This is a genomic window from Caloramator sp. (assembly GCF_020054765.1).
Classification (GTDB): Bacteria; Bacillota; Clostridia; order Clostridiales; family Caloramatoraceae; genus Thermobrachium; species Thermobrachium proteoclasticum.
In genome coordinates this window covers 46,402-59,392 of record NZ_JAIHAO010000009.1, presented here as the reverse complement: position 1 = coordinate 59,392, position 12,991 = coordinate 46,402, and the positions used below count along the sequence as shown (strand labels likewise).

The following is a 12,991-nucleotide window of genomic DNA, read 5'->3' as shown; positions in this document are numbered from 1 at the left end:
AATCCCCCTTAGTACACTAATTTTCCATCTCTAACTACTATTTTACCATTTTTTATTACCATATCAATATGATTTATTCCAAAATGGTAAATAACATAGTTCTCATTTGGTGCATTCATAATTACTATATCAGCTTTTTTACCCTTCTCTATGCTTCCAATCTCACTTCCACGTCCTATTGCATAAGCTGCATTTATTGTAACTGCCGATATTACCTCCTGAGGTGTAAGTCCCATCCCTAATGAAGCAAAAATCATTACGCTCTGCAGAGACTCAGTCGGGCAAGTACCTGGGTTATAATCTGACGCTATTGCCACCGCAAGACCTCTTCTTATCATTTCCCTTGCTGGTGCATATTTTTTTAATCTTAAATAGAAGGAAGTTCCAGGAAGCAGGACTGGAATTACTCCTGCCTCCTTCATAGCATCAATCCCCTCTTCAGATACTGCCACTAAATGCTCTACTGAAACAGCACCAAGCTCTGCTGCAAGCTGTGCACCCCCCATAGGTTCTATCTCATCTGCGTGAAGTTTAACCTGAAATCCTAACTCCTTTGCTGCCCTTAAAACCCTTCTTGTCTGCTCTAAGTTAAAAAATCCCTCTTCACAAAAGGCATCCACATATTCCGCAAGCTTCTCTTTTTTAACATAGGGCATAACCTTTTCTATCATAAGGTCGATATATCCATCCACATTCTCCTTATACTCCTCAGGAACTGCGTGTGCACCAAGATATGTGCTAACAATATCTATTGGATGTTCTATTCCCTTTGCAACCCTTAGACACTTTACTTCATCTTCAAAGTTCAATCCGTATCCTGACTTGGCTTCTACGGTTGTTGTTCCCCAAAGAAGCATCAAATCAAGACTCTTTAACGCCTTTTTATAAAGCTCATCATAGCTTGCCGACCTTGTAGCTCTAACCGTACTTAAAATTCCCCCACCTTGTTTTAATATATCTAAATAGCTTGCCCCCTCAAGCTTTAATTTCAGCTCATTCTCCCTTGAACCATAATGCACAAGATGCGTATGGCTATCAACAAATCCAGGTAGAACAAGCCTTCCCTCTAAGTCAATAACCTCTGTTTTATCATCAATAAAATCCGCTCCGTCCCCGCCTCCAACATCTAAAATAATACCGTTCTCTATAACTACATAACCTCTCTCAATAACCCCAAGGTCCGCCATCTCCCCCCCAAATTTTGGACCTTTGGATTTTACTGTTGCAATCCTACCATTTTTTAATAATATCCTATCCAAAGTACCACCCCTATTCAGCTATCCTGTGTTCTAAGACCTGCTCTATAGAAAAGTTCTCAAGCTGTAGGTAGTACTCTAAAGAATCAACAAGTGCCTTCATTGGAACAAGCCCAACTATCTCACTTCCAACCACCTCAACACCAAAACGCTTTGCCTCCATCTTAACCATCTCAAAGGCCCTATATATTGCTGTTTTTTCATAATTTACAAGATTCATTGAAACCTGAGTTATATTTCTATCCTCAAGCTTTACCCCCATTGCCTTTACAAATCTTAATCCTCCCCCAATAAACCTTACTGACTTTGCTATCTTGTCTGCAATCTCTAAATTTGGTGTGTTTAAATTCACATTAAAGGCAACAAGAGGAACCCTTGCACCAACTGCAGTACATCCGCTCTTTTCGTTCATTTCGCTTGGTCCAAAGTCTGGTTTCCACTCTGGATTTTTAATCTTTTCAAAAAATCCCTCATACTGTCCCTTTCTAACATCTGCTAAATTCTTTCTCTCTGGCCTTGTTGCCGCTTCTTCATACAAATACACTGGAACACCAAGCTCCTCACCTATTCTTTTACCTAAAGCCTTTGCAATTTCAACACATTCCTCCATTGTAACCTCTCTAACTGGTATAAAAGGTATAACATCCATTGCCCCCATTCTTGGATGTCCACCTGTATGAGTTCTCATATCAATAAGCTCACACGCCTTCTTTGTCATATTAAAGGCTGCCATAGACACTCCCTCAACATCCCCAACAAAGGTTACAACTGTTCTATTGTGATCTGTATCTGATGAATAATCAAGAAGCTTAACACCCTTTACCTTTCTAACCTCCTCTACAATCCTTTCAATCTTTTCCTTATCTCTTCCCTCTGAAAAATTTGGAACACACTCAACTATTTTAGCCATCCTACAACCTCCTACTTAAGCATTGGTATTTTAACACCCTTTTGTTTTGCAAACTCAATTGCTTCATCATATCCAGCATCAGCATGTCTTAATATTCCCATACCTGGGTCGCTTGTTAATACTCTTTGAAGCCTTACATCCATCTCTTCGCTTCCATCAGCACAAACAACCATACCAGCGTGAATTGAATAGCCTATTCCAACACCGCCACCGTGGTGAACTGATACCCAAGTTGCACCATTTACAGCATTTATTAGTGCATTTAATATTGGCCAATCGGCAATAGCATCTGAACCATCCTTCATTGCTTCTGTTTCACGTCTTGGAGATGCAACTGAGCCACAGTCTAAATGGTCACGTCCTATAACAATTGGTGCCTTAAGTTCACCCTTTCTTACAAGTTCATTCAGTGCAAGTCCAAATTTTGCCCTCTCTCCATATCCAAGCCAACAAATTCTTGAGGGCAATCCTTGGAATTTAACTCTCTCTCTTGCCATCTTAATCCATCTTGATAGGTGTTTATTTTCTGGGAATAGCTCTAAAACAAGCTCATCTGTTCTATAAATATCCTCTGGATCTCCTGATAGTGCTGCCCATCTAAATGGTCCCTTGCCTTCACAAAATAGAGGTCTTATATATGCTGGAACAAATCCTGGGAAGTTGAAGGCATCCTTTACACCTTCATCATATGCCATTTGCCTTATATTGTTACCATAATCAAAGGTCACAGCCCCACGTCTTTGCATCTCAAGCATAGCCTCAACGTGACGAGCCATACTCTTCTTTGCAAGTCTTATATATTCCTTTGGATTCTTCCTTCTTAGCTCAAGTGCCTCTTCATACTTCATACCACCTGGAACATATCCATTTAGTGGGTCGTGGGCTGATGTTTGATCCGTTAAAACATCTGGAACAAATCCCTTTTTCACAAGCTCTGGAAGAATGTCTGATGCATTTCCTAATACACCAATTGAAATAGCCTCTCCCTTTTCCTTTGCTTCGATTGCTCTATTTAAAGCTTCGTTTATATCCTCATAATATACATCAAGGTACTTTGTATTTATTCTCTTTTCTATTCTCTCTCTATCTACTTCAATACATAGTGCAACACCTTCATTCATCGTAACTGCAAGTGGCTGAGCTCCACCCATACCTCCAAGACCTGCAGTTAGCGTAATTGTTCCCTTTAAGCTTCCTCCAAAGTGCTTTTCTGCAACTGCAGCAAGTGTTTCATAGGTTCCCTGAAGAATTCCCTGTGTTCCTATGTATATCCAAGAACCTGCTGTCATTTGTCCATACATTGTAAGCCCCTTTTGTTCAAGCTCCCAAAAATATTCCCAGTTTGCCCAGTGTGGAACAAGCATCGAGTTTGAAATTAAAACCCTTGGTGCCCACTTATGGGTTTTAAATATTCCAACAGGTTTTCCAGATTGAACAAGTAAAGTCTCATCATCCTCTAAGTTCTTTAGTGAATTTACAATAGCATCAAAACACTCCCAATTTCTTGCTGCCTTACCTCTTCCGCCATATACTATTAAATCCTCTGGCTTTTCTGCAACCTCCACATCAAGATTGTTCATAAGCATTCTTAAAACTGCCTCCTGCTGCCATCCCTTACAGTTTAGCTGATTTCCTCTTGGTGCCCTAATCTCTCTCATAGATTAACCCCCTTACATAAGTTCTCCTATTTTTTCTTCAACCTTTATAACAAGCTCCTCTAAAAGAGCTGTTGCTCTATTTATATCCTTATACATAATTCTATCCTCATCTAATGTTGGTATATGCTGCCTTAAAAGTTCATAACCTGCTAAAGTTGCCTTTGCAAGTCCCTTCATACCCCTCAAATCAATCGCCTGACAGGCTGAAAGATATTCAATTCCTAATACCCTCATTGCATTATATAATATACTTCTTGCCTTCCTTGCTGCTATTGTACCCATACTGACGTGGTCCTCTTGATTTGCAGATGATGGTATTGAGTCAACTGATGCTGGATGTGCTAATACCTTATTTTCTGAAACAAGTGATGCCGCTGTATATTGTGCTATCATAAAACCTGAATTTAGTCCACCCTTTTTAGTTAAAAAGGCAGGTAAATCATTTAATTGATAGTTTACAAGTCTTTCTATTCTTCTCTCAGAAATGTTTGCAAGCTCCGATACTGCAATACCTAAAAAATCCATTGCCAGTGCCATTGGCTGTCCGTGAAAGTTACCCCCTGAAATAACCCTATTCTCATCTGAGAATATAAGCGGGTTATCGGTTGCTGAGTTTATTTCAATTTCAACAACCCTCTTCACATATTCTATAGCATCCTTACTTGCACCGTGTACCTGTGGAATACATCTTAATGTATAGGCATCCTGTACCCTAAGTTCCCCCTGTTTTGTTGTAAGTTTGCTTCCCTCAAGAATTCTATTTAGATTCTGTGCACATTTTTGCTGTCCAACCTGTGGACGAACATTGTGTACCTTATAATAATATGCATCTGTTATTCCCCTTAATGCTTCAACTGTTAATGATGCAACAATATCTGCAGCTTTAGATAACATAACAGCATCATATAATGCAAGTGTTCCAATTGCTGTCATAACTTGTGTTCCATTTATAAGTGCAAGTCCCTCCTTTTCTACAAGTTCTATTTCTTTTATATCTGCTCTGTTTAGGGCTTCTTTGCCAGATAATCTTTCACCGTTATAGTAGGCCTCCCCCTCACCTAACATAACAAGAACCATATGTGAAAGAGGTGCTAAATCTCCACTTGCACCAAGAGAACCCTTTTCGTATATAACTGGGTGTACACCTTTATTTAACATTTCTACAAGAGTTTCTAACGTCTCAAGCCTAACACCAGAATAACCCTTAGACAGTGCATTTGCACGAAGAAGCATTATAGCCCTTACAACCTCCTGTGGTAGCTCCTCTCCTACTCCACAGGCGTGGGATACAATTAAGTTTCTTTGTAGCTTTTTTGCCTCCTCCTTTGAAATAACAACATCCGAAAACTTGCCAAAACCAGTTGTAATACCATATACAACCTTTCCTTCATCAACAAACCTATCTACAACCTCTCTTGCAGCCTTTACTTTTCTTTTTGCCTCCTCTGCAATCTCAACCCTATACCCATATCTTGCAACCTTAACCACATCTTCAATAGTTAGATTTTCCCCATCAATAATTATTTTGTGCAAACCCACCACCACCTCAATGTTCAAAATTTTCTAATAATATTATAACATTAAATTATTCTTGAAATTTTCTGAATATTTTTAACACATTAAAGTGCCACCCAGGTGAAATGTGACATTTTCAATATTTTTGTTATTTTGTTTTACCAAAGTTTATTTTTCATTAACTGTAAAAATATTAAACCAAACTATTTTTTTATTTTTATCGTAAGTAAAAAAAATTTCATATTCAATATAAACAAAAGCATAAAACTAATTTTTTTCTAATATAATCTAATAGAAATAATTTTTTTTAGGAGGTATTATGAAAAAAACAAACAATTCAAAATGCGGCAAAATAAAATTAATTGCTAAAAAAATAAGAAGAAAGCATAATAGCGTAATTAACTTTACAAAAGATTATAGAAAAATGTACAGTATAATTTATAATACTTCTTGTACTGAAGGCTTTAACATAGAAGATATATATTCTAATGAAAAAATAAAAGAAATTATTTGGCGAAAAATTTTAATAAACAAATATAAAAAACAAATTAGAAAATTAAAACATGAAATTGAGTTATTATGGAGGTGATTAAAAATGATAAATTCTATATCAATAAGAGAAAATAAAATATCTTTATTAAAAGCTTCTAAAATAATATCAGAACAGTTAAATACAGACGAAAAAAAAGTTTATAAAGCTTTGTTAGAGTTGGCTCATAAAGGTTCTTCTGAAATTGAAAATCTTAACAATAGATTCTATGTTGATAATGAACGACTTAATGATATAAAACAAAAGATAACTGAGTTATTAAACGATGAAAACAAGGATAAAAATAAACAACATAATAATAAAAATAATAATCAATTTGATAGGAGTTATATTGAAATGATTTTGCTATTAAATAAGAAAGGATTAGATTCTAAAGATATTGCAGAAATAATGCAAGAAGTAGACAAAGTCTATTCTGCAAAAAAATAATATTAAAATTTATTATAAAAAAATGCCACTCGTTTTATGAGTGGCTATTATTTTAAGTAAAATACTTGTTTTTTAAAACTACAGAAATTATTTATGCAGTATCATAAAATTTTTAAAAATTTTCTGTTCTTTATTAAAGAGCCACCTTAAACTTCGAAAAATAATACCTAAAAATTATCTATAATACAAACAGTAGCCTAAATTTATATTTAAACACTATATTATTATATATTATTGAATACAAGTTTGTTTTTTATAATATATGCCATCAAAATAAAATGCATTATTCACCACATATCATCACTTAAATCGAATATATAGCACACTTTTCATATAATAAGTAAAAATCTCCTAAATTTCTTTAGGAGATTTTTACTTTAATTACAACTTCTGAAGTTTGGTTTTTTATGTGTTTGTTATGAATATTATGCATTTTTTTATTAAATGTACATCAAGAGGTGTTGACAAATTAAGTCTTTTCATTAACCTCCTGTTTTCAAGTTGAGCATCTTTGCTACATTTTAATTATTAACCTGTTATCAATAGTTTATACATACATCTAAAAAATTTTTATAAATTTTCCAAAATTGCCTGTGTTACTTATTGGAAAATGTCACATTTCACCTGGGTGGCACTTTTATCTTGCTAATTCATATATGGCATTTGCATAAATTTTTGCACAGGCTATCAGGTCGTCTATAGATATGTATTCATTTGCCTGATGTACTACATCCTCACACCCAGGGAAAAGTGGTCCAAAGGCAACTGTGTTTGCCATCTCCTTTGCGTATGTTCCGCCACCTATTGCAATAGGCTCACATCTTTGTCCCACATAATCCTCATATACCTTCATAAGCTTCTTTATAAGCTCGTGTTCCTTTGAGAAGTATAGTGGTGCCTGATGTTCAAAATTTTCAACTCTAATTCCGCATTCATTTATTCTTTCATTAAACGGATTCATCATATCCTCAAGCTTGTATGTAACTGGATATCTTAAATTTAGTCCAACCCTTACTCCCTTTTCATTTAAATCAATTGTTCCAAGATTAAATGACAGTTTTCCTGAAGGCTCATCCTCTAAATAAACCCCAAAGCTTCTTCCATCTGTTTCAAAACCAACATACTTATTTAAAAAGTTAATGAAATCCTTTACATCACTATCCTCTAAATTCAATTTTCCTAATAGACTCATCATCTTCATAATAGCATTTTCCCCAAGCTCAGGTGTGCTTCCGTGTGCAGATACACCATACACCTTTATAACTATTCCTCTTTCCTCTACTTCAAATTCAATCTTGTCCTCTGTCTCCTCCATATGTTTAAAAATGATGGACTTAATATATTCTACATCCCCAACAAGCTTTGCCTCACAATAGTCTGGTACCATATTCACCCTTTGTCCGCCCTTTACATACTCTATCTTTATATTTTCAGGCTTCCTATTAAAATCCTTCACAATATCAAAAACAGTTAACCCCTTTTCACCAAAAATAAGAGGAAATTCAGCATCTGGTGTAAATCCTAAAACAGGAGGCTTTTCAAACCTATTGTAATACTCGATATCCTTTGAACCTGTCTCCTCATTTGTTCCAAATATTATCCTAACTCTTCTATCAAGCTTTAATCCTAACTCCTTTATCGCATATAGCCCATAAAGTGCAGCAATAATTGGTCCCTTATCATCCATAGTTCCTCTTGCATATATCTTACCATCGTGTATCTCTGCCCCATAAGGCGGATACTTCCATCCATCACCTTCTGGTACCACATCAAGATGTCCAAGAACCGCAACATAGTCCTCCCCTTCACCATATTCAGCATATCCAACATACCCATCAAGATTTACTGTCTTAAATCCAAGCCTCTTTGATAGCTCTAATGCATAGTTTAGAGCCTCATCAACGCCTTCACCAAAGGGCTTCCCCTCCTTCGCTTCTCCTTCAACACTTCTTATTCTGCAAATCTCCTGCGTACTCTTTACAATCTCATCCTTAAGCTCATCAATTTTGCTAAAAAGCTTCTCCATAATGGCACCTCCTATATAAGTGCCACCCAGGTGAAATGTGACATTTTTCAAATTTTAGTCACAAGACACACAGGGTGGCTTATAATCTTTTATTTACGTCTCTTTTTTATCATCTTAATTGCATCCTGAAGTTCTTCCATCTTTAATAAATATGCACAGGTAACATACACTATTACACCGATTCCAATCGAAACTCCAGCATTAATTAACTGAGCAAGCTTTGAGGCATTACCTAAAACTTTATCCATTCCATAACTTGTTAAGTAAACAACTGCCCCCATAATTAAAGCCGCCACAATAGATTTAACAAAAGTTATCATTACCTCTCTTGTTTTAAGCCCCTTTGCTTTTATAGAAAGAACCTTGTATAAAACAAACATTTGAAGTAGCGACGCTAATGAGTTAGCAAGTGCAATTCCTCCAATTGCAAGATTACTAAACTTAACAAATATTAAATTCAACGTTATATTAAAAATAACTATACCTAAACCAATTTTAGCAGGTGTAATTGTATCCTGTAATGAATAGAAGCATCTAATAAGCACAGGAACTGAGCATAATGCTAAAATACCTATTGCATAAAAAACTAAAGCATACGCCGTAAATAGAACATCTTGTTCTGTAAATTTTCCAGTCTTAAATAATAATCTAACAACTGGCTTATTTAAAACCATAAGTCCTACAGTAGCAGGTATAGTAATGAAAATTAATGTTCTTAATCCTTGTGAGATAACTGTTTTATATTCTTCATACTCTTTTCTTGCAATATGTGCATTTAATGTTGGAAATATAGCTGTTGAAACACTTGCACCAAATATACCAACTGGAAGCATAATAATTCTTTGTGCGTATCTTAGCCCAGTTATGCTTCCTTGATCTAATAAAGATGCTATATTTTGGTTAACAACCAAGTTAATTCTCATAATTGCAAGTCCAAATATAGCAGGTCCCATTAACTTTAACATTCTCTTATAGCTTTCATTTTGTGTGTCTAACTTTAATCTAAACCTTTTTCCAACTTTTATAAAGCTTGGCACTTGTATACCAAAATTTAACATTGACCCAAGTATAACGCCTGTTGCAAGCCCATATATTCCAAACTTACCACCAAGAATTATCGCACCAAGTATTATACCAACATTATACATAACAGGACCAAGAGCAGGTGCTGTAAATATCTTATATGAATTTAAAACACCCATTGAAAGACCTGCAAAAACAGCAAAACTAACCGAAACTGTCATAAAACGAGTAAGCTTAACTGTTAATGCATAAGTTGCTGGATCCTTTGCATTTCCAATTGCAACAAGCGGTACCAAATACCTTGCTAATGCATAATATAGAATATTAAACACAACTATAAATATTATGGCAACAGTTATAAACGTATTTGCCGCCTTCCAAGCCCCCTCCTCATCATCCTTTGCAAGGTGTTCATTAAAAACTGGCATAAAACCAGAACTTAAAGCCCCCACAACCAAAAGGTCATACATAACATCGGGTATTGTAAAGGCTGCAAAGAAGGCATCAGTAACAGAGTTTCTACCAAAAACTTTTGCAATAATCATTTCCCTAATAAAACCTAAGAATCTTGAAAGAAGATTTATCATCATTAAAAGAAAGGCTGTTTTTTTAATATTATTCTTTTGTGACATTATTAGCCTCCTAACATTTTTATTTTTGCCTCATAATAATTTTGCGATTATTTAATTTTATTCAAAAATTGAATTTGAAACAGCTAAAACTAAAAACGCATAAAGTCCTGCAGAAGCACTAAATAAAACGTGTCCTGCTAAAAAAGAAGATCCAAATCCAATAAACAATGATACTAATAGTGCAACATAAAGCAAACTACCCTTATATTTGGTAAATCTCAACAAAAATTGTATACCATATTTTATAATATAAAAGGTCATTACAATAAATCCTACTAAACCATAAAATAAAAAAACATCCGCGAAATCCATTTCAATATTTTCAACCTCACCAGACCTACTTATACCAAACAATTTCCTTAGTAAATTAGTTTCCTTATAATCTTCATAAGCTGCTCTAAACTTAAGATTTCTCTGGTTTAAAACGTAGCTTGTTACATCATTCTCCGTTCTATTTAGAATTGCTTCTTGCCTTTCAATTGTATTTTCAATTAAGTTAATGTTTTTATGTGTTTGTATCATGTATGAAAATAAATGAAACGTAATCACCGTTAATAAAGCCATATAAATAAATTGTCTTAACATACTTTTATTTCTTGTGATAACCACATAAATAAAATATGCAATAAATGAAACAAATATTGATAAATAGGCCACTCTTGTCCCAATAATAACTAATGCCAACATAATAATAAGATTATAAATAACCAATAAATCTAATTTTATATCTTCTCTTCTAATAATCAAATATAAGCTTATCGGATAAACAACAGAAATTGCCGCAGTTAAGTCATTTCCAGCATAAAAAAATCCCTTTGTTGCTGTACTATAGGAATAGGTTTTATATCCTACACCAAGTAAAAATGTTACTACAACTACTACCGCATAAATAAAAGCTGATAATGTAAAATATTTAAATATCTTTTCATATTCATATTCTCTAAATTCCTTAATTATTTCCAGTCCAACTAATAAAATTGCCATATTATAAACAAATTTTAAAAAGTATTGGGTTTCACTAAAAGCATTCAGCTGTAGGCCACTTAAAATTTGAGATAAATTAGTAAATAAGAATGTTAATACTAATAATATAAAATACTTTATTTTTAACTTATTTACATAAACCAAATAAAACAAATACAGCAAAATCAAATTCCTAACAATAATCCCTGGCGTAAATTTAGGGTTCAAATTAAGAGTTTTTAAATAAACCCCCGTTAACAAATCCACTATTGGATTCATTAAAATTAAAAATAAAATAAATTCAAGCTTTTTGTCACCCTTTAATATGTTCATCACCATACCTCCGATTTACGACATAAGTTAATCTCTGCTAAATAAATCCCTTGTATATACCTTTTCTCTAACATCTTCTAATTCTTCACACATTCTATTTGCAACAATAACATCTGAAATCTTTTTGAACTCATCTAAATCTCTAATTAACTTTGAATCAAGAAAAACTTCATCCTTAATAACTGGTTCAAAAATAACTACTTCCACACCTTTTTCCCTTAAAAGTTTTATAATATCTTGAATTGCAGACTGTCTTATATTGTCAGAGTCCTTCTTCATAGTCAATCTGTAAATGCCAACAATCTTTGGATTTTTATTTGCTATCATATTCGCAATATGTTCTTTTCTTGTACTATTTGCATTAACAATTGCCCTTATTATATCATTAGGCACATCCTTATAATTTGCCAAAAGTTGTTTTGTATCCTTAGGCAAACAATATCCTCCATAACCAAATGAAGGATTGTTATAATGGTTTCCTATTCTTGAATCAAGGCAAACACCTTCAATTATTTGTTTTGAATTTAGCCCCTTTAATTCTGCAAATGTATCAAGTTCATTAAAAAAGGCAACCCTCATAGCTAAATAAGTATTTGCAAATAATTTTATAGCTTCAGCCTCTGTAGGGTCTGTTAACAGTACAGGAACATCCTTCTTTATAGCTCCCTCTAATAACAAATCTGCAAACATTTTTGCTCTATCAGATTGTTCTCCAACAACTATCCTTGAAGGATATAGATTATCATATAGTGCCTTGCCCTCCCTTAAAAATTCAGGTGAAAATATAATATTGTCAATTCCATACTTTTTCTTTATGTTATTTGTATAACCTACTGGAATTGTTGATTTTATTACCATAAGAGCCTCTTTATTAATTTCAATAACAGACTCTATAACAGATTCTACAGAACTTGTGTTAAAGTAATCCTTATCTGGGTCATAGTCTGTTGGAGTTGCAATAATAACAATTTCAGCATCCTTTATAGCCTTGTATTTATCTGTTGTAGCAACTAAATTTAATTTTCTTTCTGTTAGAAATTCCTCTATTTCTCTATCCACAATTGGCGAAATCTTATCATTAATTTTATTTACCTTTTCTTCACTAATTTCAAGAAGAACCACATCATTTTTTTGTGCAAGCAATACAGCCAATGATAAACCAACATATCCTGCCCCAACAACAGTAATTTTCATACTCCTCACCTCTTAAACTTTTTTATAATGAATCAATAAAATCAGAAATATAGTCTATTATAACCTGAGTCTTAGATTCATACTTTTTAGGTTCAAACTCTTCAATTTTTTCAACTGCCTCTTTAAATTGTTCATAATCATAGGCAGTTAATATAAGTCCCTGTTCCTTTAAAAGTTCAACTATTTCAATTTGATGGTCATTATTATGTTCACCATACTTTGCTAACCTTGGAACACCTATCATCTTCTTACCCTTCTTTACTCCCATCATAAGTGAACCTGTTCCACCGTGGCTTACCACAAAGCTTGCCCTATCATAATAATCCTCCATCTCATCACTACTTGTAAAATCAATTATTTTAAAATTCTTAGTGTTGTGCTTTGTAAAACCAGCTTGTACAATTACTTCCTCCTTTATAATGCCCTCTTCTATGAGTTTATCTATATACTCTAAAAGTCTATTAAAGGGCAAATCAAAGGTACCTAATGTAACAAATATCAT

At 33.9% G+C, this 12,991-nt stretch carries 11 protein-coding genes; 2 read left to right on the top strand and 9 right to left on the bottom strand.

Annotated elements, in window-relative coordinates; genetic code table 11:
• Window positions 1-8 precede the first annotated feature (8 nt).
• Genes hutI through hutH form a run of 4 tightly spaced genes read right to left on the bottom strand, consistent with a single transcriptional unit; the run spans window position 9 to window position 5,357 of the window.
• Entirely contained in the window at window positions 9-1,259 is a 1,251-nt protein-coding gene (hutI, locus tag JG776_RS04885) for an imidazolonepropionase (protein WP_291965236.1), read from the bottom strand.
• Window positions 1,260-1,269: 10 nt separating this feature from the next.
• Window positions 1,270-2,166 carry a glutamate formimidoyltransferase gene (gene ftcD / locus JG776_RS04880; RefSeq protein WP_291965234.1) on the bottom strand — a complete coding sequence of 299 codons (897 nt, stop codon included), beginning with the start codon at window positions 2,164-2,166 and terminating at the stop codon, window positions 1,270-1,272.
• A gap of 11 nt (window positions 2,167-2,177) precedes the next feature.
• Entirely contained in the window at window positions 2,178-3,824 is a 1,647-nt protein-coding gene (hutU, locus tag JG776_RS04875; RefSeq protein WP_291965232.1) for a urocanate hydratase, read from the bottom strand.
• A 12-nt stretch (window positions 3,825-3,836) separates the two neighbouring features.
• The gene (gene hutH, locus JG776_RS04870; protein WP_291965230.1) at window positions 3,837-5,357 is read right to left on the bottom strand and encodes a histidine ammonia-lyase; all 1,521 of its coding nucleotides are present in this window, start codon (window positions 5,355-5,357) and stop codon (window positions 3,837-3,839) included.
• 301 nt (window positions 5,358-5,658) lie between these two features.
• Between hutH and JG776_RS04865 the strand changes: the two genes are divergently transcribed.
• The gene (locus tag JG776_RS04865; protein ID WP_291965228.1) at window positions 5,659-5,928 is read left to right on the top strand and encodes a hypothetical protein; all 270 of its coding nucleotides are present in this window, start codon (window positions 5,659-5,661) and stop codon (window positions 5,926-5,928) included.
• 6 nt (window positions 5,929-5,934) lie between these two features.
• Window positions 5,935-6,318 (top strand): hypothetical protein, encoded by a 384-nt coding sequence (locus JG776_RS04860; protein ID WP_291965226.1) that lies wholly within the window; start codon window positions 5,935-5,937, stop codon window positions 6,316-6,318.
• 637 nt (window positions 6,319-6,955) lie between these two features.
• On the opposite strand, the gene pepV is transcribed toward JG776_RS04860, so the two are convergent.
• From pepV to pssE, 5 genes are all read right to left on the bottom strand, one after another.
• Window positions 6,956-8,344 carry a dipeptidase PepV gene (gene pepV, locus JG776_RS04855; protein ID WP_291965224.1) on the bottom strand — a complete coding sequence of 463 codons (1,389 nt, stop codon included), beginning with the start codon at window positions 8,342-8,344 and terminating at the stop codon, window positions 6,956-6,958.
• A gap of 89 nt (window positions 8,345-8,433) precedes the next feature.
• Entirely contained in the window at window positions 8,434-9,999 is a 1,566-nt protein-coding gene (gene murJ / locus JG776_RS04850; RefSeq protein ID WP_291965222.1) for a murein biosynthesis integral membrane protein MurJ, read from the bottom strand.
• A gap of 57 nt (window positions 10,000-10,056) precedes the next feature.
• Complete coding sequence (locus JG776_RS04845; protein ID WP_291965220.1) at window positions 10,057-11,295, bottom strand: O-antigen ligase family protein; 1,239 nt, start codon at window positions 11,293-11,295, stop codon at window positions 10,057-10,059.
• 27 nt (window positions 11,296-11,322) lie between these two features.
• Window positions 11,323-12,489 carry a nucleotide sugar dehydrogenase gene (locus JG776_RS04840; RefSeq protein WP_291965218.1) on the bottom strand — a complete coding sequence of 389 codons (1,167 nt, stop codon included), beginning with the start codon at window positions 12,487-12,489 and terminating at the stop codon, window positions 11,323-11,325.
• A 22-nt stretch (window positions 12,490-12,511) separates the two neighbouring features.
• On the bottom strand, window positions 12,512-12,991 hold the full coding sequence (gene pssE, locus JG776_RS04835) for a PssE/Cps14G family polysaccharide biosynthesis glycosyltransferase (RefSeq protein WP_291965216.1): 480 nt from the start codon (window positions 12,989-12,991) through the stop codon (window positions 12,512-12,514).

Excerpts from the sequence above, each read along its gene's own strand:
- JG776_RS04840 (WP_291965218.1), bottom strand. The coding sequence starts at position 12,489 with ATGAAAATTACTGTTGTTGGGGCAGGATATGTTGGTTTATCATTGGCT.
- pepV (WP_291965224.1), bottom strand. The coding sequence starts at position 8,344 with ATGGAGAAGCTTTTTAGCAAAATTGATGAGCTTAAGGATGAGATTGTA.
- murJ (WP_291965222.1), bottom strand. The coding sequence starts at position 9,999 with ATGTCACAAAAGAATAATATTAAAAAAACAGCCTTTCTTTTAATGATG.
- JG776_RS04860 (WP_291965226.1), top strand. The coding sequence starts at position 5,935 with ATGATAAATTCTATATCAATAAGAGAAAATAAAATATCTTTATTAAAA.
- hutU (WP_291965232.1), bottom strand. The coding sequence starts at position 3,824 with ATGAGAGAGATTAGGGCACCAAGAGGAAATCAGCTAAACTGTAAGGGA.
- pssE (WP_291965216.1), bottom strand. The coding sequence starts at position 12,991 with ATGATATTTGTTACATTAGGTACCTTTGATTTGCCCTTTAATAGACTT.
- JG776_RS04845 (WP_291965220.1), bottom strand. The coding sequence starts at position 11,295 with ATGAACATATTAAAGGGTGACAAAAAGCTTGAATTTATTTTATTTTTA.
- ftcD (WP_291965234.1), bottom strand. The coding sequence starts at position 2,166 with ATGGCTAAAATAGTTGAGTGTGTTCCAAATTTTTCAGAGGGAAGAGAT.
- JG776_RS04865 (WP_291965228.1), top strand. The coding sequence starts at position 5,659 with ATGAAAAAAACAAACAATTCAAAATGCGGCAAAATAAAATTAATTGCT.